Consider the following 25356-nt stretch of genomic DNA (forward strand, 5'->3'; position numbering starts at 1 on the left):
ATCGGGATCATGTGCGCCTACATGGGCGGGTTCCGTGACGCAGGCAGGACGGTGATCGATGAACGGGAGTATTCACTCCCTACTCGATCGATACCGTACACCGACCGCAAAAACGTGCTCCCTTCCTTATAATCCGTCGTGCTATCTCCCCCGGAGTGGATAGCCACCGAGAGCTACCCGGGACCGCTCACGCGCCGCGCGGCTTCGTGCCGGGTTGGCTGATGTCCTCTGTCTCACGAACGTGGCTGCGTCCGCCCATGGCGAGCATGAGCATCGAGAGTCCGGTGCTGAGGAGATTGATGCCGAACAGGAGGCCGACCACCCAGAGGGCGGTGCTTGGCCATCCGATCCAGATCGCAGCGCCGACGACGATGCCGAGCACCCCGCTGGCGAGCAGCCACGCCCAGCCGCTCTCACCCCGAAGCCGGAGACCCATGATCGTCTCGATGATCCCGTCGGCGAAGAAAAACGCCGCGAGGATGAGCGTTAGCGTCGCCAGCGTGAACAGTGGGTTCACCAGCAGGGCGATCCCCGCCACTCCGTAGAGCCCTGCGAGTAGGACCTGCCAAAGCCTTCCTTTCCAGCCCTGTGCGGTGAACGCGTGAGCGACGTGCATGAAGCCGCCGGCCACGAGCAACACACCCAGCAGGACCGAGAGCGACACGCCGGTCACGAACGGGAACACGATCGCTAACACGCCGAGCAGCGCGGTCAGGACGCCGACAATCGCGAGCGAACGCCAGCTCATCGCTAATGACTGTTCGTTGCCAGTAGTTGTTGTTTCTGTACTCATGATATTTCAATACCGACTATAATATAGGGCCTACAACAGCATAAACTAGACGCTCATAACAAACTGGTCTCGTAGTCTTCCCATGTAGCCTGCGGACGATCCGATCAAGGCCAATATCGATGGAGAGTCGCAACCGGATCGGTTTGCAGCGGAAGACGGATTCGGCCTCTATACTTACCGTGATGGAGGATGATATCAGCTTGATAATGGTCTCCCCTTCGACTTATGATCACGTCCTCTCGACCGACTCTGACTCTCTTGACGGTGTTTACCGTGTGGTCGGAACCGGCGACGAGCGTGTGACGCTCCTCAGAGTCGGGGCTGCCGATGGTCGGCGGATCCACACTGGCGAAATCATCACTGTCAGTTACGACGCCTTCGACGAGTTCGAACCTGCCGAAAACCCGGATGGAAACCGTTCGTTCGGGGCCGCCATCGTCGCCATGCTGGAGACGAGCTACTGGTCGTTCCGCGTTTTCGCTCGGCAACTGGTCATCCATCCGCTGCTGACCGTTCTCGCCATCGCAGCCATCGTTGCCGGTGCTCTGGGTGACGGGACTGTGCCGCTTCCGGATGTCGTGTTCGCGAGTCTGCTACTCGTCGGAAGTCTCGGGCTTGCCGTCATCGGAAGTGGTCGCCTCTAGCGTCGGACTCTTCCACCGGAGTGCTCACCGTCACACATTCCCGTTGAGCCGTCTGCCCGACTGAAGCGTCGTTCTCGAACACCACCGACCCGATTGCCGTGATCGGCGTCAGACGACCGTCTGACTGAACGTTTTCTTGTACCCCCGATTGAGGTGGATTATGGCCAGTTCCGCCGTCGGATCGGCGAACACGAGAGCGTTCGTGGAGGCGCTCTCCTACGAACACTCGCCGCTGAACAAGACACGCACTCGCGACGACGCCGTGCTCGCGGCGTACAAGTACCTCATCACCCACCGGACCGCCTCGCGGCTGAGTCTCGTGGCGAACGTCTACCCGCGGCGCGACGCAGGGCTCGATTCGGAGGAGTGGTACGACAAGCTCGTCGCACCGCTGTTGAACGAACTGCCTGGCGTCTCACCGCCCGGACCTGGGACCGCGACGTGGCGGTACGCGCCGAAGTAAGTCCGATCACCGCTCCACGAAGGATGATTTCGGTGGACCGCTCGTTGGCCAGCCATTGTTAGTTAATTCCTATGACAGAGACTGGCTCCGTTGCCGTTCCCATTCTCGTTGCCGCATCATTGCCCGATGGCGACAGCGTACGTCGCTGCGGTCGTTTCTGTTTCGCCGTCCTGCGTGTATTCATATTGAACGGTTATAATGAGGAAGCCCCCTTTTACAGACTTCTGTGTATTGGGATCGAAACTCACAGATGTACTATCGCCAGCCGTGATCGGATACTCATCAGATCCGAGCGAGGTTAAGTTACCGTTCAGTTCGATATTCTTTCCGGCGAATGAGACGGTTTCGGGGGGAGATCCACCGCTGTTACCCTGTCTTCGGAAGTCACCACTAACCCGAACAGCGGTTGCGGTGACGTCCTTGCTTCCGATGTTTTCGAAAACGACTTCGTCCGCCGAAGCGCTCTTGACGATCACACCGAGCTGGTACCCATTGGTGAGATCTCCGGGAGAGAAGGCGGGCGCGGTACCATCACCGTTCCCGTCGCTACCGTCACTGACGTTGAGTTCATAGGTGACGCTTTCGTAGTCTTCGCCTCCGCCATTGATCGAAAGTTCAATTTCGACCGTTCCAGCGTCCGTGTCAGCAGGTTTGTAGGTGAAAGTAGCACGCCCCTCATCGTTCGGAGATTGACTATTCGAGGACAAATTGCCAGCAGCACCGTTTTTGTCGGCTGATATCATGACATCATCCGAGGTGTAGAGGTTTCCAAACTTGTCACGAACACTCACGGTGAACGTCTCCGATTCACCTACCGTCGTATCGATGGTTTCGCTGGGGTCGAAAGGACTCTCGCTCTTGAGATACGTCGCACTAGGTTCAGTACTAGTTCTGAGACTCACCTTCGTCAAACGGAGTTCGTACTCCTGATCTTTCAGATTCAGCGTTGCTACCCCTTCACTGACTGTCACGGACTGAATCCCGGCTGCACCATCTACGATTTCGTTTTGCCAGACATCCTCGGAGAGGGAGGTCGGAACTCGGATCATACCGCTGTTCGATTCCAGTTGGTGGTACTCTGTGGAAGTACTCACAGGCGTTGCAGTAACGCTGCTCGTGATGGAACTCTCCTGATACTCCCCGCCGACGAGAACGAGGTTGATTTGTTCTCCGTTTTCGGAGATCATCGTTCCATCTGACCCGAGAGCAAAGTCATCACTCGTGGCGTCCTCCGGACTGTAATCTTTCACCAGCAACCCGTTCTCAACTGTGTATTCGGTTTCCTGCTGCATCTGGTTGTAGTTCGACTGATAGCTGACCAGTCGGGTCTCGAATGGATCGCGACTACTGCTGCTCCAATACCCGCTACTGCCGCTTAGACCCGAAATCTCCACCTGTTGTGTACCACTCGTTTCGAGCGCTCCAGAAGGATTGCCGGGATTGATCGCTAATGCACGACTCGGATACTGCAGGCCGGTAGCAACAGTTGCCGATTGTGGGAGGCCACTCGTGCTGGCTTCTTGTATCGCGTCGTTCAATTGGCCCATGTCCGCTTCGACGACCTGGCTGTGTTCGAACTCGACCTCCTTGTTCTGGGCTGGAACCACGTCGGCTTGGTAGATGGTGAACACCAGCATGATCAGCGCGAAGATCAGCACGAACCCCACGACCGGGGAGACACCTCGCTCGTCCTCTTGCAACCGTTCCAATCGCTGTGTGAGTGGTTCGAACATGGTCTTAGATCACCGCGAACACGAGCAGCGAAGCAGTCGGAAGGATCACTGCGAACTTGGTGCCGGTCAGCAGGTCGCCGCTCCGGATGTAGCCCGCGATGAACCCCGACATGATCCCCTGGATCGTCACCGCGTGGAAGAACAGCATCCCCATCAGATCGACGTCGACGTTACTCCCGAAACTCGCCGGTCCGCTCGCACCGCTCGCTGCACCCCCGCTCGCGCCGCTCGTACTTGCCTCCTGGCCGGTGCTCGCCATCGTGCCGAGGAAGTTGACCTCCAACATGGCCATCACCCCGAGCAGCGTGAGGAAAGTCATCACGATGATCGCGACCTGCATCCTCGCGCGCGACCGGCGCTCGCGTTCGAGATCGTCCTGATTCTCGCTCGCCCGCGCCGCGGTGGTGAGCACCTCCGTAATCTGGCTGGAGGCCTCCTGGGCGTGGGTGATCACGTTCACCGTCCGGGCGAGTCGCGGGATGTGATAGGTGTTGTTGAACTCGACCAGCGCCGCGGTCAGGCTCGTCCCGTAGTTCACCTTCGCGTACATCGTTCGGAACTCGTCGGCGAGCCGTCCCGAGGAGGTGTCGGCGACCAGACGCAACGACTCCAGCAGGGTGAGTCCTGTACTATTCGCGCTCGACAGTTTGCGAAGGCTCTCTGAGAGTTTGCCGGTGATCCGTCGGCGCGACCTGACGTTCCACTCGTAGAACACCGCGAGCGGCAAGAGATTCAGATACAGCGGCACGTAGATCCACAGCACCGTGCTTCCGATCGGATTCGCGACGAACCCATCGATCGAGAGCGGCGCGGCACCCGAGACGAGCGCGAACCCGAGCAGTACGATCGTGGCTGGGATCGTGAGCGCGAGCACCGCGAGCGGATGATCCCGGAAGAACAGGTGGGGCCGTTCGAGCAGCTTCGCCGTCTGATACGTCCCCTCGCGGTCGCGGATCCTATCGAACACGGCGTGTGTGCCGGCGTAGCGCTCGACAGCTCCGAGATCCGTGATCCGGCCGAGCCCCGATTTCCCGGTCCACTCGCCCTCGACGTCGTCCGGCCGGAGATAGCCGTCGCCGACCTCGTCCTGCTGGACCGTCGAGACCAAGATCATGAACCCGATCGCGATCAACGGAATCAGCGCGTAGACGGTGACGAAAAGTAGCGTGGTCTGTGAGCCGCCGATCATGCTCATCACGACGAGAATGATAATGAGCAGCAGCGGGAACACCGAGAGTGTGATGTACATCTCCCCGAAGAGTTCGAGGGTTTCGAGCACCAGCGACTGTTCCTGTTTCGCGGTCCGGAGGTGTTTGTCCTTCTTGTCCTTCAGAAAGTCGGTCATATCCCCGCCGGAGTCGATGATCGAGAGCATGTCGGTCAGAAACTGACTCAGCTCCTCGCTCGGCGTCCGCGCGGTCTGCTTTCTGATCGCCGTTCGATAGTCGGTGTCGAAATACTCGGTTTCGAGATAGATACTCTCGAACTCCTTTGCGACCTCGCCGTAGGTGTCGTCGGCCTCGGCCATCGCCTCGAAGATCTCGAGTTGGTTCAGCCCGCCGATCGAGAGCGCGTACATAAACGAGACCGAGTCTGCGAGCAGCATGTTGATCTCGCGCTTTCGCGAGTTCGCCCGGAAGTACGGGATCGCGATCAGCGTCCCGAACCCGAACGCGAAGCCGACGAGTCCGAACACCAGACCCGAAACCGCGACGAGCAGCGGGATTTTGATCGCCTCGAAGACTTCGAGCGCGGTGCCGTAGAGGATACGGAGATCGGTCAGTTTCGGTACTTCGGTGACGTAGAGCTCCACGACGGCGTAGCCGGCCAGCGTGGCGACGAACCACAGCAACGCGCCAGCGATGACGCCGATCGCGAGTGCCCGCGAGAGGTACATCTCGACGGTGTCGCCCATCCGCGCCTCGGCGATCTTCCGCTCCATGTCGTCGACGAAGTCGCCGTCGGCGTCGAACAGCCATCGATAGAGCGGGTAGAATCGATCGCCGAGTGTGCTCGATCCCCCTTCGTAGCCCGCCCCTGCGATCTCGTGGCTCACTCCTCGTCCTCCGCACCACGGCCAGTTTCGTCCGTATCACGCCCACCGTCAGCGAGCGCGGCGGTGAGATGCGGCGTCGCTTGCTGGCGGTACTCGTCGAACAGCCGATCGTCGGCCTCGTCGAGGATCGAACCCGTCAGATCCTCCAACTCCTCATCGGGATCGGGTCGGGGCACCATTGCCTCCGCCGCCGGGTCGGTGTCGATCAGGACGCTTTCCATTCCACGGAGATCGTCGAGACTCTCGTCCAGCCGATCGTTCGCGATCAGCCCGAGGATCGTCTCGGGATCGTTGATGAACGCCTGGAGCGTCGCGGCGGCCTCGGTGTAGGTGTTGAGCCCGTTGTCGATCAGATAGGCGAGCACGACCTTCCGTTTGAACAGCTCCGACGAGAGACGCTCCTGACCCCAGCCGCGATCGAACTTGATCTCCTCCAGAGTGGTCGATGTGCCCATCCGAAGGAATTCGTCGGTTTCAGCCTGCCACTGGAACACGTCCTGGACGTTGATCTCGTCGTTCTCGGCGTCGTAGTAGTTGATCTCCGTGAGGACTTTGTTCCGACGGACCTTCTGCCCCCGCACGCGAGTCGCTGTCTGGATACTCACGAGATCCAAGGCGGTGAACAGCGTCTTCGAGACGTTGATCGGATCGGTCGTGAAGCGCTTGATGACCTCGCCGACGTTGTCGGCGTGGAACGTCGTGAGCGTGGTGTGACCTGTGCTCATCACCTGGAACAGCGTCCGGCCCTCCTCGCCCCGAACCTCGCCCATCAGGATGTAGTCGGGACGCTGGCGGAGCCCCGCTTCGAGGAGTTTGAACTCGTCGACATCCCCGGCGTCGTCAGCGCTGAACGATGGCCTGGTAACCGAGGCGACCCAGTTGCGCTGGGGAATCTCGAGCTCCCTCGTGTCCTCGATCGAGACGATCTTCGCCTTGCTCGGAATAAAGAGCGAGACCGCGTTCAGACTGGTGGTCTTGCCCGACGCGGTGCCGCCCGCGAACAGCATCGACTTGTTGTTCTCGATGCAGAGCCAGACGTACGCCATCTCCTCCAGGCTGAAGGTTCCCCAGTTGATGAGGTCGATCGGCGTGAACGGGACGTCCTTGAACTGCCGGATGGTGTAGTTGGTCCCGTGGTCCGACACCTCGTAGCCGAGGGTAAGTTGGGCGCGCGACCCATCCGGAAGGGTGGCGTCGACCTGGGGCTGGCGCTTCGAGATCCCCTTGCCCGAGCGCTGGGCGAGTTTGACGACGAAATCGTCGAGTTCGTCCTCGCCGTGGTGGACGTTGGATATCAGCTGTTCGCGATCGGAGTGATAGACGAACACCGGGCTGTTGTACCCGTCACACGAGATATCCTCGACGTTGACGTCGTGCTTGATGCCGTCGATCCGGCCGTAGCCGATGAAATCACGCTTGAGTCGGTAGAGGAGTTTCTCGACCTGATATTCCGAGAGGTTCTTTGCATCTTCGTCGAGCACCGCGGCCTCGGGACGAGCCGCGATCCCGTCGAGATTGCCGTCGCGTTCTTCGTCGTCGCCGTCGGCCCCCATCCCGAGTGCGCGTTTCAGTCGGGCGATTACCCCCGACTCGCCGGCCCCTGCGATCGGACCGTCGTACAACCCATAGCGATCGAGCAGTCGGGCGGTCTCGGTCTCGATGACCCGCCCGCGGTCGGCGTCGCTCCCCTCGACCACGACCTCGTCGCTCGAATACTTGATCGCCGTCTTGAGCTTCCGGGTCAGGAACCCCTCTAAGTCCGCCTCGATTTCCGTGACGTGGGGTTCGACGAGGTAGTACTTCTCCTCGTTTTCCTTCGCGGAGTGGAAGATCACCACGAACGAGTATGGTTTGTTGACCCAGTACCGCGTGACTTCCCGAAAGTGGGCACGCTTTTCGATCGGGACTGCCTTCGCGAGGTCGTAACGGTTGGCGACCGTCGTCCGTCCGTCGGCGGTCGCAAAAAACGAATCCTCGTCAACAGATGGGTCGGTGTCGACCGTTCGCCGATCGACTACTCGGGCAAGCGTGCTCGCGGTCTCGACCGCGGCCGCGATCCGTTCCGTAGGCTCCGACTCCGTGTCACCCACGTCCGCTCCGTCTTCCGATTTCCCTCGTGTCGTATCTCCTTCGTTTTCGTTTTCAGAGCTCCTTAAACCACCGAATTTCATCACTAATAGTCGCCTGCCAATGGTACAAAAACTTTGTCCCACTCGCAGCGTGTTCGTGGGTTTCGGACGACCGGTCCACGGCTCGACCGACACCGGGCTGTTCCGCTAGTGTGAACCGCTCTCGACGGGCTACTCGACGAACGCCTCGATCCGGGCCATCGCCTCGCGGAGATCCTCGAGACCGGTGGCGTACGACACCCGGAGATGGCCTTCGCCGCCCGCACCGAAGACGTCGCCGGGAACGACCGCCACGCCCGTCTCGTCGAGCAGCGCCTCCGCGAACGCCTCGGCGTCGGGCCACGGGCTCTCGGGGAAGACGTAGAACGCTCCCTCGGCCTCGAAACAGTCGATTCCCATCTCCGCAAACCGCGAGAGCACGAACCGGCGGCGGCGGTCGTACTGGGTGCGCATCTCCGCCACCGCATCGTCGGCGTGTTCGAGCGCGTCGAGTGCGGCGTACTGGGCGGTCGTCGGGGCCGAAAGCAAGGAATACTGGTGGATCCGGTTCATCGCCCGGATCGTTTCGGGTGGTGCGAGCGCGTAGCCAAGCCGGAGGCCAGTCATCGCGTAGGCTTTCGAAAAGCCGTTGAACACGACCGTCCGTTCGCGCATTCCCGGCAACGTCGCGATCGACGTGTGATCCCGTCCGTACGTGAGCTCGGCGTAGATCTCGTCCGAGAGAACCGTGAGGTCGTTCTCGCGGGCGAACGCCGCGATCGGGGCGAGCTCTTCGCGAGTCATGATCGCGCCGGTGGGGTTGTTGGGATAGCAGAGCACCAGCACGTCGGCCTCCCCCGCATCGTGTGCTTCCAGGGTGTCGACGGTGAGCTTGAACGCGTCTTCCTCGCGGGTCGGTACTCGAACTGGGTCGCCGCCTGCGAAGATCACGCCGGGCACGTACGAGATGTAGGCGGGCTGAGCGACCGCGACGCGATCGCCGGGGTCGAGCAGTGCGCGGAAGGCGACGTCGATCGCCTCCGATGCGCCCGCGGTCACGATGATCTCCTCGTCGGGATCGTAGTCGAGATCGTACTGCTCGTCGACGGTCGTCGCGATCGCCTCGCGGAGTTCGGCCATCCCGCGGTTCGCAGTGTAGGAGGTCCGGCCCCGTTCGAGGGAGTCGATGGCGGCCTCGCGTGCGCTCCAGGGTGCGGTGAAATCGGGCTCTCCCACCCCGAGCGAGATCACGTCGTCCATCTCCTCGGCGAGTTCGAAGAACCGTCGAATCCCCGAGGGAGGAACGCGTTGGGTGCGCTCCGAGGGGTTCACGTGAGCCACCTCCGGTGGCGAGTAGCGCGGAACCGACGGTTCCGCGGACCATGCGAACGGCGGCGAAGCCGCCGTGAGCAGAGGTGAGCTCGAAACGGCTCTGCCGTTTCGGCGTTCATGGAGAGACCGACAGCCGATCGTCGTCGTGGCCGTCGTCGAACTCGACCCCGCGCTCCTTGTAGGTCGTCATCAGATAGTGGGTCACGGTCTGGGTGATCTCGGGCACCGGCGCGACCTTCTCGGAGACGAACCGCGAGACTGCACTCATCGAGTCGGCACGGACCCCCATCGAGAAGTCGTACTCGCCGGAGACCAGCCGGAGCGACTCGACCTCGGGGAACTTCGCGAGCCGGTCGGCGATGTCGTCGTAGCCCGTCTCGCGGTCGAGCGTGACGTTGCACTCGACCAGCGCGCGCACCGGTTCGTCGTCGATCCGCCGCCAGTCGACGACCGCCTGGTATCCCCGGATCACGCCCTCGTCTTCGAGCGCCTCGATGGTGGCCTCGATCTCGTCCTCATCGGCACCGGTCTGCCGGGCGAGGTCGGCGGTCGAGTAGCGTGCGTTCTCGCCGAGTAGCGAAAGCACTTCCTCACGAACGCTCATACTACCGAGGCCACCAGCCCGGGGCAAAAGACTTCCGCCCGGCTACGCGTCGGGGTCGTTTTCGAGGAACGCCGCCGCCAGCTCGCGCTGGGCTTTCCGGAGGTGGTTGTGGAGGGTGGGCGAGGTGATCCCCATCGAACTCGCGACCTGCTCGGCGGTGGAGTCTCGGGGCCAGTCGTAGTACCCGGCGAAGTACGCCGCCCGGAGTGCGGAGCGCTGCTTCTGGGTGAGGCGCTCGTCGAGGGACTGCCGGAACGTGCCTTCGGTCCGGAGTGGGAGCTCGACGGTGCGTTTCGACAGCAGCTCCGCGCCCGGGTACGCCGCCTCGAACGCGTCGACCACGGTGCGAACGTCGGCGTCGGTGGCGATCTCCGCCACCACCCGCGCCTCGCCGTCCTCGGCCGTGAACTCCTGCACCGTTCCTCCGACCTCGACCAGTGTGCTCACGGGCGAGTCCGTGATGGCGAGTTCGAACACGCCGCCCGCCTCGCGCTCGGTGACGAGTCTCGCCTCCGCCACGAGGTCCGATTCGTCGGCAACGTCGAGCACGCGATCGGGTGCGACGCCGTCGACGACGACGTACTGGAGGAGCGTTCCGTCGGCACCGGGAACGACGCCGTCGAGGCTGTACTGACAGTCGAGGCGCTCGGTGAGGTTGGTAGCGAACGCCGATCCGTCGGGGACGTGGAGTTCGAGCGCGACTGCGGTGTCCGAAAGTAGGAGCTGCATGTTCTGGGCGGCGTTGATCGCGAACCCGGCGATCTCGCCGAGCACCGCGAATCCGGACTGTTCGCGCTCGCTGAAGGCGTCCCGCCGCGTGGAGTACACCGCGAGCACGCCGTACACCACGTTCTCGTAGGAAAGCGGGATGGCCGCCGCCGATCGGTGCTCGTGATCGGTCGCGGCCTCGTGCTCTTCTGCGATCGATCCATCGGTGGCCTCGAGCACCTGTACACCACCCGTCTCCAGCGCGCGCTCCGCCGGTTCCGCGACTGCCCCGCCGTCGGTCGCGACGTGAACGTCGTCGGTATCGTCGATCCCGGCTCCGGTCCGGATCGCGAGGTCGCCGCCCGTGCCGCGTTCGGCGATCCACGCGAACTCGTAGAGCTCCGAGGCGGCGAGGCGCTCGCAGATCGTGTGTTCGATCTCCTCACGCGTCGCCGCGGCGACGAGGTTGCGAATGATCCCCTGGATGACTGCGTTGATCCGATCGAGCGTCGCGAGCTCGTCGCGCTGGGCGGCTAGCCGGCGTTCGCGCTCGGCCAACGCCCGCTCCGCCCGGCGCTGGGCCACCGCGTTCTCGATCCGGTTCGCGAGCACCGCGTACTGGTCGGTGCCGGTATCCTTCCGGAGGTAGTCCGTGACACCCGCCGAGATCGCCTCGCTCGCCACCTCCTCGCTCCCTTTCCCCGTCGAAAGGACGAACGGAACCTTCGAGTGCTCCTCGCGAACCGTTTCGAGGAACTCCAGCCCATCGATCCCCGGCATCCGGTAATCGCTGACGATGCAGTCGGGGGCCCCCTCGCGGTCGAGCCGATCGAGGGCGGCCTCGGCGCTGGTTTCAGTAACGACGACAAACGCCTCCCGAAGGTCCTCGAGGAAGCGCGCGGCGAACTCGACGAGGCGCTCCTCGTCGTCCACGAACAGCACGCGAATCGGCTCGGTCACGCTCTCCTCGTCGTCCGACGACATCCTTCTCAAATCTATTCCGCTCGACGTATTAATATATCGCCCGTCAGCTCGCACCCAGATTTTCGGTGTTCACCGCCGCACAGCCGACGGATTCGATCGCTTCCGCCTGTCGACCTCCGCAGCGGTTCGAGCGGTGCCGTCGATTCTCGAACTGGCCACGAGTGGCCGTGTGTTTGTCGAGTGTAGCGACGAAACCGTAGCGAGGAGCGGTCACTTTCGTTTCTCCTCGGCCGTCTGCGTCCGGACCTCGAAGCGTGCGCCGCCAGTGTCGCTTTCGACGGCGGTCACCGTCCAGTCGTGGGCCTCGACGATAGATCGGACGATCGAGAGCCCCAACCCCGTGCCGTCGTCGGCGGTGGAGTACCCGCCTTCGAAGACGTTCTCGCGCTCTCCGTCGGGGATTCCGGGTCCATCGTCGGCCACGAAGAACCCTCCGTCGTCGAGCCTGCCGACGGTCACGGCGACGTCGCGAGCGTGTTCGGTTGCGTCGTCAGGCGAAGTCCGATCGCTTGTGGAACCGTGTTCCACAGCGTCGCTGGCCTCCGGCCGGCTGCTCGTGGAGCCATGCTCCACGGCGTCCCCCTGAGCGTGCAGAGGAGGGTTTCTGGAGCCGTGCTCTACGGCATTCCGAAACAGGTTCTCGAACAGCCGCGCGAGCCGGTCGGGGTCGGCCTCGACTTCACCAGGATCGTCGATCGTGAGTTCTGCGCTCTCGGTACCTGCGGTGTGCCACGCTCGCTCGGCGACCGCCGCGAGCGAGACGCGCTCGGTTGCGCCGATCACCCGTCCCTGGCGTGCGAGCGTGAGCACGTCCTCGATCAGCTCGTTCATCCGTATGAGCGCCGCGTCGATCCCTTCGTGGTGTTCCGAGTCGTGCTCCTCGCGCGCGAGTTCGAGCCGCCCGCGCGCGACGCTCAACGGGTTCCGGAGGTCGTGGCTGATGACACTCGCGAACTCCTCCAACAGCTCGTTCTGGCGTTCGAGCTCGCGCTGGCGGCGTTGCTGATCGGTGATGTCGGTGTAGATCGAGTACCCCTCGGCGTTGCGCTCGTTGAGCTCGATCGGTACCACGTGCAACAGGAAATCCCGGACGCCGTCGACCGTCTGCCGGCGTGCAGTCGTTCGGAGGCGTTCGCCGGTCAGTAACCGTTCGTTGAGGTCGTCGGCCTCGGCCCTCGCGTCGTCGCCTGCGGGAACGATGAACTCGTCGATGTTCTCGCCGGTCACTGCGTCGGCCGCGTAGCCGAAGACTTCCTCGAACGCCGTGTTGACGTCCCGGACGATCGGCTCGCCGTCGACGAGGTCGTAGCGGAGCGCGGCGTCCGGAACGTTCTCGAACAGCGCACCGAGTCGGTCGTGCTCGTCGACGAGCTGTCGCTCGCGATCCGCGCGGGAGAGCGCCGCCTCGGTGTTGGTGGCGAGGAGCTTCGCGAGCGAGACGTCGTCGTCGTCGAACGCCGCCGGCTCGGTCGAGCCGATGTTCAACACGCCGAACTCGCCGATCGGGACCACGATCTCGCTGCGGAGCGGCGTTTCGGGATCGTAGACGTCCGCTTCGCGGTCGACGCGATCGTACCGACGCGTCTCGCCGTCCTCGAACGCCTGCCACGACAGGCTCTCGCCCCCGGTGTAGGTCGGGGCCGTCCCGAACAGGTCTGCGCCGCGCTCGGAGATCGCCGCCGGGCGGAGCACCGCGTCGCTCTCGTCGTGGAACCAGACCCCGCACATCGGCATGTCGAGCACGCGCTCGACCGTCGCGACGGCGATCTCGGCGATCTCGTCGCGATCGGCCGCGTCGATCATCGCCCGCGTCGCGTTGTGGAGCGTCTCGATCGCCGCTTCGTGGCGTTTCCGGGCGGTGATGTCACGGATCGTGGCGGTGAAGCGATGCTCGCCCTCAGCGACGTGCTCGCCGAACGAGACGCCGAGCTGGATCTCGCGCCCGTCTCGGTGTCGACCGGGGAGTTCGATCCACTCCCAGTCGAGATGTTTGTCTCCCTCCCGGAGATATCTGTCGAGTCCCGTGAAGTGAGGATCGTGGAGCCGTTCGGGCATGACCGTCGTGAGCGACTCGCCCTTGAGTTCGGCGGCGGCGTAGCCGAAGACGTCCTGCACCGCCTCGTTCGCGTACCGAATCGTACTGTTCTCGTCGATGGTGACGACCGCGAGCGTCGTGTTCTCCGCCAGCGCCCGGAACCGCGCTCGTGCCGCCTCGAGTTCGTGCTCACGCTGTTTGCGCTCGGTGACGTCCTCACAGATCATGACCGTCCCTTCGAACTCCGTCTCGTACGGGAGCAACGAAACCCGGATTCTGAGCGTGCGTCGGTCCCCGTTGGGCGGAGTGATGGTGAGTTCGTACGTCCCGGTCGTGCGCTCGGTATCCGCCGAGAGCAGGTCTCGCACTGCCGCGACGTATTTCTCGATGCTTTCCGGCGGAACGATTCCGTTCTCGACGAGCGTCCGGAACGGTTTCCCGCGGAGCTTCGCCATCGGGTAGCCCGCCATCGATCCCGCCCGCTCGTTCCCCCCGACGACCGTCCCGTCGGGATTGACCACGAACATCCCGACCGGCGCGGTTTCGACCATCGTCTCGTAGCGTTCCAGCTCACGCTCGCGCTGTTTGCGCTCGGTACTGTCGCGGATCACCCCGACGGTCCCCCGGAACGCCTCTGTCTCCGTCGTCGGGAGCAGTGCGACCTGGATCTCACACGGGAACGTACTGCCGTCGGCGGGATGCACGGTGGCCTCGAAGGACTCGCTGACGCTCCCGAACGAGTCCCGTGAGAGGAGATCGCGGATCAGGTCCCGGCCGTGTTCGATGTCCGCCGCTTCGAGGAACGTCGAGACGTGCTCGCCGAGCAACTCCTCGCGCGCGTAGCCCGTTTTCTCGACGATGGTATCGTTGACGCTCGTGAATCGTCCCTCGGTATCGAGCGCGTAGATGCCGTCGCCGGCGGCATCGAGCATGCGTTCGTGGCGTTGCAGCCGTGCCTCGCGGTCGACCCGATCGAGCGCGACCGCCGCGTTCGCCGCGAGCACCTGTGTCAGTCTGATATCGGCGTCGTCGAAGGTGTCGTCGGACAGGCCGATACTCAACGTTCCGTGGTCGCCGAGCGGTACGTACATCGCGCTCCCGAACGGGAGGTCGTCCGCACCGTACTCGGCGACGCTCCCCGCGGTCAGGACGGGCTCTCCCGAGTCGAGCGCGCGCCACGGGAGCGCCTCGCCGTGAGCGTAGCTGGGTCGTTCGCCGAGCACCCGTCTCGCGGCATCGGACACCGCGAAGGGTTCGAGCGTGTCGGTGTCCGGGTCGTGCAGTCTGACGGTCGTCACCGAGAAACCGAGCACCTCCGCCGCGGCCTCGATGGTCGCCGTCGCGACGCCCGCCCGATCGTCCGCGCGGACGAGATCACGGGTCGATTCGTGGAGTGCCGTGATCGCCGCCTCGCGACGTTTCCGACCGGTGATGTCGCGCCCGGAGCCGATCACTCCGTACACCGACTCGCTGTCGGTGAGCGGTGCGCCGTTGAACTCGTGGGGGATCGTCTCGCCGTCCGAAGTCACGAACGCCGACTCGACGGTGACGGTTTCGCCGCGCTCGACGACCGCCGCGATCCGGTCTTCGATCAGATCACGGTCGGCCTCGGGAACGAACTCGAGGGCGTTCATCCCCGCGATGGTCTCGTCGTCGTAGCCGACCGTTGCGGCGAACGCGTCGTTCCACCGGAGCATCTGCCCCGCAGGATCGAACGCGTAGATCGCATCGGGCATCGCATCGAAGATCCCCTCCGCGACCGCACGCTCCTCGCGGAGTTCGCGCTCGCGGCGTTCGAGTTCGGTGCGGGTCTCGGCCGCGTGGATCGCCTGCCCGATCGTTCCCGCGAGCTCCGCGAGCGCGGTTCGCTCTTCCTCCCCGAAGGCGTACTGCCGGCTCGAATAGACCACCAGCACGCCGTATGCGACCCCGTCGTACGAGAGCGGTAGCGCGATCACCGACTCGTGGCCGTAGCGCTCGGCGGTTGCGGCCCACGGCTCCATCGTCTCGTCCTCGATAAGGTTCCGCGTGGTCTGCACCGTTCCGGTGCGGAGCGCTCGTCCGGCGGGGCCGCGACCACGGGGTGTGTCGTCGGCCCGGACCGTGATCTCGTCGAGATACCCCGTCCCCGATCCCGCACGCTCGTTGATCACGACCCGGTCGCCGTCGCCGGGCTCGCCGATCCACGCGAGCGTGTACGGCGTCGACTGGGCGAGACGCGCACAGACCTGCTCCTCGATTCCTTCACGGGTCGATTCGCGGACGAGTTCGCGCTGGACATCGCTGATCACGCCGTTGATGCGGGCGAGTTCGTCCGCCCGGCGCTCGGCACGGTGGGCCTCGACCGCGTTCTCGATCCGGTTGGCCAACAGCTCGTACTGCTCCGTTCCGGTCTCTTTCTGGAGATAGTCGGTGACACCCGCCGAGACGGCCTCGCTCGCGATCTCCTCGCTCCCTTTGCCGGTGAACAGCACGAACGGCCGATCCGCATCGATTTCCCGCACCGCGGCGAGGAGATCGAGCCCGTTCATCGCGGGCATCGTGTAGTCGCTCACGATGCAGTCGAACGCCGTCGGATCCCGTTCGAACGTCGCGAGCGCGGCCTTACCGCCCTCGACGACCGTCACGTCGAAGCCGTCGCGAAGCCGTTCGAGGTGTGTCGCCGCGAGGTCCGCAACTGCCGGCTCGTCGTCGACCAACAGTACCGCGATCTCGCCGTTCATACTCGTTGCTGTCGAGTGCACCGCCGCTGGGAAAAACCTATCTGCACCGCTTCGCCGCCGATCACCGTCGAGCGGTTCCGTGCGGTTCGAGTCACCTTTGGTCCTCGCGCACGTGGGTCAGCCGTGACTCTCGAAGAATCCGCACGCGAACTCGAACGCGGGGATCTCGCTCCCGGCTTCGAACTCCCCGACACCGATGGTGACACCCGCTCGATCGATGACTTCGCCGACAACAAAGCACTGCTGGTGACGTTCACCTGCAACCACTGTCCCTACGCCCAGGCGAAGTTCGATACCCTCAATCGACTCGCCGACGACTACGGCAACGTCGCGGTCGTCGGGATCAACCCCAACGACGCCGACGAGTATCCCGACGACTCCTTCGAGCGGATGCAGGCACTCGTCGATGAGGGCACGATCGAGTACGACGCCTACCTCCGCGACGAGTCCCAGGACGTCGCGCGGGCCTACGGCGCGGTCTGCACCCCCGATCCGTTCCTGTTCAAAAGTACCGACGACGGGTTCGAACTCGCCTATCACGGCCGGCTCGACGACGCCCACGGCCCCGACGAACAGCCCTCCGGTGAGCCTGGCTTCGAGATGGCGGGCGCGATCGAGTCGGTGCTCGCGGGCGTCCCGGTCGACCACGAGTTCCGACCGTCGCGTGGCTGTTCGATAAAATGGCACTAAAGACACCCACTTTTTTACACGGGGTCCTCTCTCGCTCCCTTCGGTCGGTCGAACCCCGTCCAAAAACTGGACTAAAAGCACCCGCTCACTCGCCTGCGGCTCGTTCGCGGTGAACCGCGCTCGCTTCGCTCGCACGGACGGTCATGCTGTCCGCTCTGCACAGCATCGCCCGAACCCTCGCGCCCTGACCGGCGCTCGCCCTCGATCCACCGAGGGACCGCACCGCCCGCCGAAGCCCTCGACGCACGCTCACTTCGTTCGCTCGCGCGTCTCGCCCTTCATCCGCCAGGACCGCCCCGTACCGCCAACCGCCACCACTCCGCTGACCGCCACCGCACTGCAACCGCGCCGCAGCCGCAATCTCACCCCTCGCCAACGAGATCGTCGTAGCGCGCGCCGGTCTGTTTCAGCGTCTCGGTCGAGTAGAGGCGCTCGTGGTCGTACGGCAGATGTTCGGTGGCGAGTTCGTCAACTTTCGCGTCGACCGCGGCGGCCTCGCGGCCGTGGATCATCGTGAAGAGGTTGTACGGCCAGTCCTGTTCGGGCCGGCGCGGACGGTGATAGCACAAGGTTACGTAGGGTAGCGCGCCCGCCGCCGTCCCGCGGGCGTCGAGTTCGTCGTCAGGGACGTCCCAGACCACCATGCAGTTCGCGTCGAACCCGGTGACGACGTGGTTCACGATGCAGCCGATCCGCTTGATGCAGCCCGCCTCGCGCAGCCGATCCACGGCGGCGAGCACGTCCTCCACCGGGGCATCGATCTCCTCGGCGACATCGCGATACGGCGTCGCGGTGAGCGGGAAGCCCTCCTGAATCGCGAGTAGCAAGCGCGCGGCGAGGCCCGAGAGGTCGCCGGCGGCGTCCTCGCCGATTCGGGTCGGCGAAACGTCGGTTTCGTCGACTCCCTCTCTGGCGAACCGATCGGCGTTGACCACCGGGAACTCGAGATCGATGTAGAAGTCGGTCAGCATCGGGAGCCGCAGCACCGCCTGTCCCGTGCGCTCCTCGATCTCGTCGAGGATCGAGTCGCGCGTGTCGCGCGAGCCCGCAGTAACGACGAACCACATGTTCCAGTCGTGGTCGCGCCGGTAGTTGTGGTTGACCTGGCGATACCCGTTGACGATCTCAGCGATCTCCGCGAAGCGCTCTTCGGGGGCCTGAACCGCAGCGAGCGCCGACGATCCGATGACGGGTGGGTTGAGGACCGCGCCGAACCGCCGGAAGACGCCCGCCTCGCGCAGCCGCTCGACGCGTGCGAGTGCCTCGGCTTCGCCGATACCGAGCTCCTCACCGACGACCTCAAACGGTCGCTCACGGACCGGGAATCCGCTCTGGTAGCCGTCGATGAGTGCGGCGTCCACGCCGTCGAGATCGGTGCGCCAGTCCTCCGCCAGCGAACTCATTGAGAAGGGTAGGAGTCGTCGACACAACGGTCTATCGGTTCGGCGGAACTATCCCGCTCGCTCGCCCAGTCGGGCCATGATCGACGACGAGGACATGACGAACCGGGTCGTGCTCGTGACCGGCGCAACCGGCGGAATCGGCCGTGCGGCGGCCAGGCGACTCGGCGGCCGCGGCGCGACCGTCGTCGTGACCGGGCGCTCGCGCGAGCGCGGCCAGGCAGCCGTCGCCGAGATCGAGCAGGCGGGCGGCGAGGGAGCGTTCGTCCGCGCGGATTTCGCGGCGATGGCCGCCGTCCGCGGGCTCGCTGACGCGTTCCGCAAACGGTACGATCGGCTCGACGTCCTGATCCACAACGCCGCCTGCTCGCACGACGAGCGCCGGGTGACCGACGACGGGTACGAGAAAGCGCTCGCGGTCAATCACCTCGCGCCGTATCTCCTGACGCACGAACTGCTCGACCTGCTCCGTGCGTCCGCGCCGGCCCGCGTCGTCAGCACCTCCTCGACGGTACATCGTCGTGGCGCGATCGATCTCGACGATCTCCAGCTCGAAACGGACTACGACGCGCTCGACGCCTACGCGCGCTCGAAGCTGGCGAACCTGCTGTTCACTACCGAACTCGCCGCGCGGCTCGACGGAACGGGCGTGACCGCGAACGCCGTCCATCCGGGATTCGTCCCCGACAGTGGACTGTATCGCGACGCCTCGATGCCCGTTCGTGCGGCGACGGCCGTCGCCGCACGACTACCGTTCGTCGGGACTTCGGTCCAAGATGCAGCCGACGGGATCGTTCGGCTCGCTGCCGCGTCCGAGGAGGCCGAAATCAATGGCACGTACTTTGAGGGGTGCGAGCGTGCCGACCTCGATTCACGCCTTCGCGACGAGCGACTGCGCGAACGCCTCTGGAACGCGAGTGCCGATCTCGTCGGCGTCGATCCCGCTTGGCCATGATACGGTGGGGTGTTTCGATTCGCGACGATTGTTAACTGCGGTAGCGTGCGGGAGCGTGTCGAAGACGCGCGACTCGCACGAGGGATGAGCGAGCGACCAGCGGGAGCGAAGGGAATCAGCTGGGGAGGGTGTGGCTTGCGGTCTCTCATTTGTGTCGGGATTAGTCACAGCCGAGTTGGCTGTCCTCACCGAATTCCAGTGCTCGATTCGGAAACGCATCGAGCGGGAGTCTTTTGCGCGCGGCGATCCAATCCCGGCCTATGGCCCAAACGACCGAACGACACGGCGAGTGGCCGCTGAAGCGGCTGATGACCGAGGTCGTCGGCTCGGGACACAAGTCCGCCGACGACATGACGCGTGAGCAGGCCAGCGAGGCGATGGCGCGAATCCTCGACCACGAACCCGACGACACCACCCTCGGCGCGTTCTGGCTCGCGAATCGCTGGAAGCGCAACACGCCCGACGAGCTCGCGGCGTACATCGACGTGATGGCCGACCAGTCGGTCGAGTTCGCCGAACCCGACTGCGATCCCGTCGACTGCGGCGCGAACTACGACGGGAAGGGACGTTCGGCGATCCTCGGCGTCGGAGCCGGCGTGGTCGCCGCGGCCGCCGGCACCCCGGTCGTCGCCCACTCGGGCGATCGCGTTCCCACCCAGAAACAGGACGCCTACAAGCACGTGCTCGACGAACTTGGGGTGCGGACCGAAATCGAACCCACGGAGAGCGCTAAAATGGTCGACGAGACCGGGTTCGGCTTCTACTACCAGCCGTCGTTCAACCCGGGAGTCGACGCACTCGCCGAGCGTCGGGACATGATGGGCGTGCGGACGTTCGTCAATACCATCGAGACGCTCGCCAATCCTTCGGGAGCCGACGTTCACCTCGGCAGTTTCTACCACTTGCCCTACGCGAAGCGGATCATCGACACCTTCGAAGCGAGCGAGCGCTACGACGTCCCTCGGGTCGTGATGTTCCAGGGTATGGAAGGGTACGACGACATCCGACCGGGATCGACGACGGTTGCCGTGGGTGAAAACGGCGATCTGGACGACTTCACGATCGAAACCCCTGAGTACGGGATGGACTTCGAGAGCGACGATCTCGGAGTCGACGACGTCGCGAGCGATTCCGCGCGGATCACCGAGGCCGTGCTCGCGGGCGAGCGGGACGGGGCGTTCGCCGACGCGATCGCGCTCAACGCTGCGTTCCGGATTTACGCCCGCGAGGACTGCGAGTCGCTTGACGACGGCCTCGCGATGGCCCGCGACGCCATCAGGGACGGGAGTGTCGAGGCGGTTCTCGACGATCTCCGCGCGTTCTGAATCGCGCGTCGACCTCGTTACCGTGCATTGGAGTAGCACGTGCGGAAGACTCGCCCAATCGTACCAACGATGAGGGTAGTGTGAGGGCGTCACATACAAGGCAATGACTCACTCATCGCGGAACGATGAGCCAGACGATGGACGCCGGGACACGACTCACGCTCGACGTGTGGCATCCGGACTGCTGGGCGATCGAGGCGACCGAACGGACCGATGGGGGCGTTCTGGCACACGCGATCTACAACACGCCGAAGTCGGCACCAGAGTCGGTCAACGGGCTGTTCGCCGCGTTCGGCGACACGGACCGGGAAGTGGAGCGGTTGCTCGATGCGATCCGTGCCTCGGAGCACGCCGGGGAACTCCTCGAACTCCAGCGGCAGTTCGGCCGCACTCCGAACGCACCTGGCGACGTGGTTCGCGAGTTCTTCCTCGAGTACGATCCGAGCGACATGGTGTGTCCGACGCTGCTGGAACACGGCTTCGTTCACAGCGCGCCCGCCCGCATCGAGGACGGCAGCGAGGAATGGAACGTGTATTTCACCGGTGAACGGACCGAGATCGAGGACGCACTCGACGGCGTTCGCCGGGACGCCGAAGCCGACGTCAGCGTCGCCTCCCTCACACCCTCGGCGAACGGGTCGGCCCGCAGCAACCGCAAACGGCGGCTCGACTCGCTGACGCCGACCCAGCGCGAGGTGTTCGAGCACGCGAGGGCGGCGGGCTACTACGAGTGGCCGCGTGGTTGCTCGACACGGGAGCTCGCAACCGACCTCGATCGCTCGAAGACCACGCTGCTCGAACACCTTCGGAAAGCCGAGGCGAAACTGCTCGATCCGCCCTGAACCCGTCGCCGTTCTCGGAGTCATCGCGATTACGCCGGCGACCCGACCATGGACGGACGCGGATATATGCCCCCGTCTCCGCGATAAGTGTGGTATGGTGGCAAACGACTCGACTGAAACGCGTCGTCGATCCTTCCTCAAGCTCGCTGGCGTCGGTGGTCTCGCTGCCACGGCGGGCTGTGTCGGCTTCGGCGGCGGTGGTGGCGGCGGGAGCCCGGAGACGATCACGTTCGGCCAGCCTGCGGCACAGACCGGCCAGTGGGACTATCTCCAGCCAGGCGTCACTCAAGCGACGGACGCGGCTGTCCAGAGCATCAACGAGGCTGATGGTCCACTCGGAGCAGAGCTGAACGTAGTCCGGCGCGATACTGCCGTCAGTCCGCAGGAGGCTCGAACGGTCGTCACGCAGCTCATCGAGAACGACGACGCGGCAGCCCTCCTCGGACTGTTCTCCAGCGAGATCAACCCACTCTTCGACTTTCTCCAAGAACAGCAGATACCGATCGTCACGCCGTGGCCGGGGTCGAGCTTCCTCGACACCCGCGGCGGCGACAAGGAAACACCGGAGAACCTCGACGACGACGGGTGGATCTGGCGAACCGTCATCGGCGATACCGTCCATACGTCGGGTGCAGCCCTTCGAGCGCTCGATCAGGGTCATCAGACGATGGGCGTTATCAACGGCACGACCGAAGGGGCGCGAAGCTGGGCCGAGGGGTTCATCAGCGCTTACGAGGACGGCGACGGAACGGTCGCAACCCGCGTCGAAGTCGGTCAGGGACAGTCGAACTACCAGGCTCCGCTCGACCGCCTGTTCGGCAACGACTTCAGTGCATTTGCGGTGAGTCTTCCCCTGGAGGACGCGACCACGTTGCTGTCCGATTGGGCCAGCGGTGGGTACGGTCGCCAGCCCGTACTTTCGGACCCGCTCGCACAGAACGACCTCGTCGAACAGGTCGGCGACAGTCTCTCCGGTGCGTGGGCGGCCAGTCCCGGTCAATCGGGTCCGAACTACGACACCTTCGAGCAAGCCTACAACAACGCCGGCAACGCCGAAATCAACGCATGGACGCCGCCAGCGTGGGACGCGGTGCACGTGACCGCACTGGCCGTCGAACGAGCCGGTGAGGCGACTCCGGAAGCCATCGAGCGCAACCTCGGCCCAGTCAGCCGCGGCGGTGGGACCAAGGTCGCCACGTTCGCCGAGGGCAAGGAAGAACTGTCGAACGACAACGAGATCAATTACACGGGCGCAGCGACACCCACGACGTTCACCGACTTCGGTAACGTGTTCGGGTCGGTGGTGATCAACGTCGCCCAGTCCAGCGAGTTCGCCGAGGAAAGCACCATCCCGGCCCAGCAAGTGCGCGAATTCGTCGCGGAAGACGAGTACTGACTTACATGGGTCTCGCACAGAACGTCGTCTTCGGGCTCGTGACCGGCTCGTACATCGCCATCGCCGCCATCGGGTTCACCCTGATTTACGGCATCGTGAACATGATCAACTTCGCGTACGGCGAGTACCTCACCATCGGGGCCTTTCTCGGCTATCTCGCCGCCGGCGTGCTCCCGCTCCCTGTACCGATCGCCGCGGTCGTGGCGATCGTCGGCGGCGGCCTCGTCAGTCTCGTCCTCGCCCGAGGGTTCTTCACACCGATCAACGAGACCGGCCCCGTTCCGATGTTGCTGACGTCGATCGGGCTGGGATTGGCACTCCGTAACGCCATCCGTCTAGTTGCCGGCCGGGGAGCTCGTCGGTTCGATACGGCAGCCAACACCTATCGGTTCGACGGGCTGCCGGACCTGTCGGTCGGTTCGGTCGATCTCCTCGGAAGCGTGTTCGTCACCTCCCAGCAGCTCGTGGTCGTCGGGAGCGCGATCGCCGTGTTCGTGGCGTTGTATGCGCTGTTAACACGAACTGACGTCGGCATCGCCATGCGCGCCATGAGCGACGACGAGGACCTCGCCCGGGTTCGGGGAATCGACACCCGGATGATACGCGACGGGGTGTGGGTGCTTGCCGGGATGCTCGCGGGGCTTTCGGGCATCCTGCTCGGCATCCAGACCAACGTCAGCGCCAGCACCGGGTTCAGCCACATCCTCCAGATCCTGGCGGCTGCCATCCTCGGCGGCGCGGGGAGTCCGTACGGCGCTATCGCTGGCTCGTACATCATCGGCCTCGTGCTCGCGCTGTCGACGGCGTTTCTGCCGTCGGGGATGATCGGCCTCTCCTCGGCACTGGCGTTTCTGGTGCTCGTGCTCGTCCTCCTCGTCAAGCCTAGCGGTATCGCAGGTCGGGAGGTGCGAGAGGCATGAGTTTCGCTGACCGGCTTCCGGAGGACGATATCGAGCGCGCGCTCCTGCTCGGCGGGATCTGTGTGGTGATCGCGGCGCTCATCACATTGACGCCGCTTTCGGTGACAGTCCCCGGCGCGTTCTACGTCTTCTTTGAGGTCGCCATCCTGTTCGTGGTCTACGGGATCGTGGTCGTGGGGCTCGACCTCCAGTATGGTTACACCGGCCTCGTCAATTTCGGCCCCGTAGTCTTCTTCGCCGCCGGCGGCTACACCACGGCGATGCTATCGGCCCAGGACCCGTTCGCCGGTATCGGTCTTGGCTACCCGTGGCTCGTGGCGCTGGTGGTCGGGATCCTCGTCGCGGCGCTTTTGGGCGCTGTCGTCGGGGCGACGTCGCTACGGCTGCGCGACGACTTCCTCGCCATCGCCACGCTCGCGACTGCGGAGATATTCCACACGCTGTTCGTCAACTTCCGAGGAATCTTCGGCGGCAACGTCGGCCTCTCCAGTGTTCCACAGCCGATCGCGGCGCTCGCGGGGGACGGCGACACCACGCTGCTGGCCACCCTCCTCGTGTTCGGTGGCGTCGCCGCGTTCGCGTTCGCCGGGGTGAGCCGGCTGACCGAGGCACCCTACGGGCGAGTGCTCCGGGCGATCCGTGCGGACGAACTCGTCACCCGATCGGTCGGGAAGTCGACGTTCACCTACAAGATGCAGGCGTTCGTCTACGGGGCCGCGCTCGCGGGCCTCGCCGGCGGGCTGTTCGCGCTCTACAGCGGGGCGGTCGCGCCGGGTTTCTTCACGATTCAGGTGACGGTAACGGTTTGGATCGGGATGTTGCTCGGCGGGGCCGCCAACCACCGCGCAGTGCTCGCGGGGCTGGCGATCATCATGGGGCTGCGCCTGCTGTCGCGGTTCGCGCTTGATGTCGCACCCGTCTCGGCCAGCGCATTCGCCTCCATCCGACTGATCGTCATCGGTCTGATCCTCGTGGCGATCATCCGGTACCGACCGGCCGGTATCTGGGGCAACGCCGAGGAGCTGGGGGTGGACTCGTGAGCCTGCTTGACGTCGACGGTCTCGTGAAGGAGTTCGGCGGACTGCGCGCGCTCGACGACCTCTCGGTGTCGGTAGAGAGCGGGGAACTCGTCGGCGTGATGGGACCGAACGGCGCGGGGAAGACGACGTTCTTCAACTGCGTCAGCGGCGTCGTGGATCCCGACGGGGGTCGCGTCACCTTCGACAGCGACGACGTCACCGGCGACGCGCCCGAGTCGCTGGCGCAGGCGGGGATGGTCCGCACCTTCCAGCTCACGCGGGAGCTGGAGACGATGACCGTCCGCGACAACGTGCGCCTCGCGGCGACCGACCAGCCTGGCGAGCGGACCATTCCCGCACTCGCCCGGACCGACGCGATGGAGCAACGCGAGCGCGCGGTTCGCGAGCGTGCGGACGAGCTGATCGAGGCGTTCGAGCTCGATCATCTCGCCGACGAGTACAGCAGCAACCTCTCGGGCGGCCAGCGCAAACTCCTCGAACTGGCCCGGGCGTTGATGCTCGATCCCGCTCTCCTCCTGCTGGACGAACCGTTTGCGGGAGTCAACCCCACACTCACCAACGACATCGCAGACCGCATCCGCGACCTCAACGACGAGGGGATGACC

Annotated in this window: 19 protein-coding genes; 10 read left to right on the plus strand and 9 right to left on the minus strand. The window is 64.5% G+C overall.

The features are described from left to right. Positions 1-187 precede the first annotated feature (187 nt). Complete coding sequence (locus tag C449_RS03065; protein ID WP_049913852.1) at positions 188-793, minus strand: HdeD family acid-resistance protein; 606 nt, start codon at positions 791-793, stop codon at positions 188-190. Between the two features lie 275 nt (positions 794-1068). On the opposite strand from C449_RS03065, the gene C449_RS03070 reads away from it, so the two are divergent. After that, positions 1069-1437: a hypothetical protein gene (locus C449_RS03070; RefSeq protein ID WP_006076444.1), complete on the plus strand. Its 369-nt coding sequence runs from the start codon at positions 1069-1071 to the stop codon at positions 1435-1437. 160 nt (positions 1438-1597) lie between these two features. Further along, on the plus strand, positions 1598-1900 hold the full coding sequence (locus C449_RS03075; protein WP_006076445.1) for a hypothetical protein: 303 nt from the start codon (positions 1598-1600) through the stop codon (positions 1898-1900). A 116-nt stretch (positions 1901-2016) separates the two neighbouring features. Here the strand turns inward: C449_RS03075 and C449_RS03080 are convergent, their stop codons facing one another. From C449_RS03080 to C449_RS03110, 7 genes are all read right to left on the minus strand, one after another. Next, complete coding sequence (locus tag C449_RS03080) at positions 2017-3633, minus strand: hypothetical protein (RefSeq protein ID WP_006076446.1); 1617 nt, start codon at positions 3631-3633, stop codon at positions 2017-2019. 4 nt (positions 3634-3637) lie between these two features. After that, the gene (locus C449_RS03085) at positions 3638-5689 is read right to left on the minus strand and encodes a type II secretion system F family protein (protein WP_006076447.1); all 2052 of its coding nucleotides are present in this window, start codon (positions 5687-5689) and stop codon (positions 3638-3640) included. Further along, a complete protein-coding gene (locus tag C449_RS03090; RefSeq protein WP_006076448.1) occupies positions 5686-7779 on the minus strand; it encodes a type II/IV secretion system ATPase subunit in 2094 nt (697 codons plus the stop codon). The genes C449_RS03085 and C449_RS03090 overlap by 4 nt, the downstream gene beginning before the upstream one ends. A 210-nt stretch (positions 7780-7989) precedes the next feature. Beyond that, on the minus strand, positions 7990-9129 hold the full coding sequence (locus C449_RS03095) for a pyridoxal phosphate-dependent aminotransferase (protein WP_049913860.1): 1140 nt from the start codon (positions 9127-9129) through the stop codon (positions 7990-7992). Positions 9130-9244: 115 nt separating this feature from the next. Continuing rightward, positions 9245-9733 carry an Lrp/AsnC family transcriptional regulator gene (locus C449_RS03100; protein ID WP_006076450.1) on the minus strand — a complete coding sequence of 163 codons (489 nt, stop codon included), beginning with the start codon at positions 9731-9733 and terminating at the stop codon, positions 9245-9247. A gap of 42 nt (positions 9734-9775) precedes the next feature. Next, the gene (locus C449_RS03105) at positions 9776-11425 is read right to left on the minus strand and encodes a bacterio-opsin activator domain-containing protein (protein ID WP_006076451.1); all 1650 of its coding nucleotides are present in this window, start codon (positions 11423-11425) and stop codon (positions 9776-9778) included. A 210-nt stretch (positions 11426-11635) separates the two neighbouring features. Next, complete coding sequence (locus C449_RS03110) at positions 11636-16183, minus strand: PAS domain S-box protein (protein ID WP_006076452.1); 4548 nt, start codon at positions 16181-16183, stop codon at positions 11636-11638. A 123-nt stretch (positions 16184-16306) separates the two neighbouring features. On the opposite strand from C449_RS03110, the gene C449_RS03115 reads away from it, so the two are divergent. Beyond that, positions 16307-16873, plus strand: a complete 567-nt coding sequence (locus tag C449_RS03115; RefSeq protein ID WP_006076453.1) for a thioredoxin family protein — start codon at positions 16307-16309, stop codon at positions 16871-16873. Positions 16874-17235: 362 nt separating this feature from the next. On the opposite strand, the gene ahbB is transcribed toward C449_RS03115, so the two are convergent. After that, a complete protein-coding gene (gene ahbB, locus C449_RS03120) occupies positions 17236-18276 on the minus strand; it encodes a siroheme decarboxylase subunit beta (RefSeq protein WP_006076454.1) in 1041 nt (346 codons plus the stop codon). A 76-nt stretch (positions 18277-18352) separates the two neighbouring features. Between ahbB and C449_RS03125 the strand changes: the two genes are divergently transcribed. The 7 genes from C449_RS03125 to C449_RS03155 all read left to right on the plus strand — a co-directional run. Next, positions 18353-19228, plus strand: a complete 876-nt coding sequence (locus C449_RS03125; RefSeq protein WP_006076455.1) for an SDR family NAD(P)-dependent oxidoreductase — start codon at positions 18353-18355, stop codon at positions 19226-19228. A gap of 260 nt (positions 19229-19488) precedes the next feature. Beyond that, positions 19489-20553 carry an anthranilate phosphoribosyltransferase gene (locus C449_RS03130; RefSeq protein WP_006076456.1) on the plus strand — a complete coding sequence of 355 codons (1065 nt, stop codon included), beginning with the start codon at positions 19489-19491 and terminating at the stop codon, positions 20551-20553. A gap of 125 nt (positions 20554-20678) precedes the next feature. Continuing rightward, the gene (locus tag C449_RS03135; RefSeq protein WP_049913854.1) at positions 20679-21395 is read left to right on the plus strand and encodes a helix-turn-helix domain-containing protein; all 717 of its coding nucleotides are present in this window, start codon (positions 20679-20681) and stop codon (positions 21393-21395) included. Positions 21396-21489: 94 nt separating this feature from the next. Then, positions 21490-22791 carry an ABC transporter substrate-binding protein gene (locus C449_RS03140; RefSeq protein WP_006076458.1) on the plus strand — a complete coding sequence of 434 codons (1302 nt, stop codon included), beginning with the start codon at positions 21490-21492 and terminating at the stop codon, positions 22789-22791. A 5-nt stretch (positions 22792-22796) separates the two neighbouring features. Continuing rightward, entirely contained in the window at positions 22797-23711 is a 915-nt protein-coding gene (locus tag C449_RS03145) for a branched-chain amino acid ABC transporter permease (RefSeq protein WP_006076459.1), read from the plus strand. Then, entirely contained in the window at positions 23708-24751 is a 1044-nt protein-coding gene (locus tag C449_RS03150) for a branched-chain amino acid ABC transporter permease (RefSeq protein ID WP_006076460.1), read from the plus strand. Before C449_RS03145 ends, C449_RS03150 begins: the two co-directional genes overlap by 4 nt. Then, positions 24748-25356 (plus strand): ABC transporter ATP-binding protein (locus C449_RS03155; protein ID WP_006076461.1); only part of this gene is annotated, 609 nt, incomplete at its 3' end. The genes C449_RS03150 and C449_RS03155, both read left to right, overlap by 4 nt.

The sequence above is a fragment of the Halococcus saccharolyticus DSM 5350 genome (assembly GCF_000336915.1).
GTDB classification, from domain to species: Archaea; Halobacteriota; Halobacteria; order Halobacteriales; family Halococcaceae; genus Halococcus; species Halococcus saccharolyticus.

Bases quoted from the DNA above. Each gene is read 5' to 3' on its own strand.
- C449_RS03110 (WP_006076452.1), bottom strand. From the start codon at position 16,183: ATGAACGGCGAGATCGCGGTACTGTTGGTCGACGACGAGCCGGCAGTT.
- C449_RS03135 (WP_049913854.1), top strand. From the start codon at position 20,679: ATGAGCCAGACGATGGACGCCGGGACACGACTCACGCTCGACGTGTGG.
- C449_RS03150 (WP_006076460.1), top strand. From the start codon at position 23,708: ATGAGTTTCGCTGACCGGCTTCCGGAGGACGATATCGAGCGCGCGCTC.
- C449_RS03075 (WP_006076445.1), top strand. From the start codon at position 1,598: ATGGCCAGTTCCGCCGTCGGATCGGCGAACACGAGAGCGTTCGTGGAG.
- C449_RS03080 (WP_006076446.1), bottom strand. From the start codon at position 3,633: ATGTTCGAACCACTCACACAGCGATTGGAACGGTTGCAAGAGGACGAG.
- ahbB (WP_006076454.1), bottom strand. From the start codon at position 18,276: ATGAGTTCGCTGGCGGAGGACTGGCGCACCGATCTCGACGGCGTGGAC.
- C449_RS03140 (WP_006076458.1), top strand. From the start codon at position 21,490: ATGGTGGCAAACGACTCGACTGAAACGCGTCGTCGATCCTTCCTCAAG.
- C449_RS03145 (WP_006076459.1), top strand. From the start codon at position 22,797: ATGGGTCTCGCACAGAACGTCGTCTTCGGGCTCGTGACCGGCTCGTAC.
- C449_RS03105 (WP_006076451.1), bottom strand. From the start codon at position 11,425: ATGTCGTCGGACGACGAGGAGAGCGTGACCGAGCCGATTCGCGTGCTG.
- C449_RS03065 (WP_049913852.1), bottom strand. From the start codon at position 793: ATGAGTACAGAAACAACAACTACTGGCAACGAACAGTCATTAGCGATG.
- C449_RS03100 (WP_006076450.1), bottom strand. From the start codon at position 9,733: ATGAGCGTTCGTGAGGAAGTGCTTTCGCTACTCGGCGAGAACGCACGC.
- C449_RS03125 (WP_006076455.1), top strand. From the start codon at position 18,353: ATGATCGACGACGAGGACATGACGAACCGGGTCGTGCTCGTGACCGGC.
- C449_RS03130 (WP_006076456.1), top strand. From the start codon at position 19,489: ATGGCCCAAACGACCGAACGACACGGCGAGTGGCCGCTGAAGCGGCTG.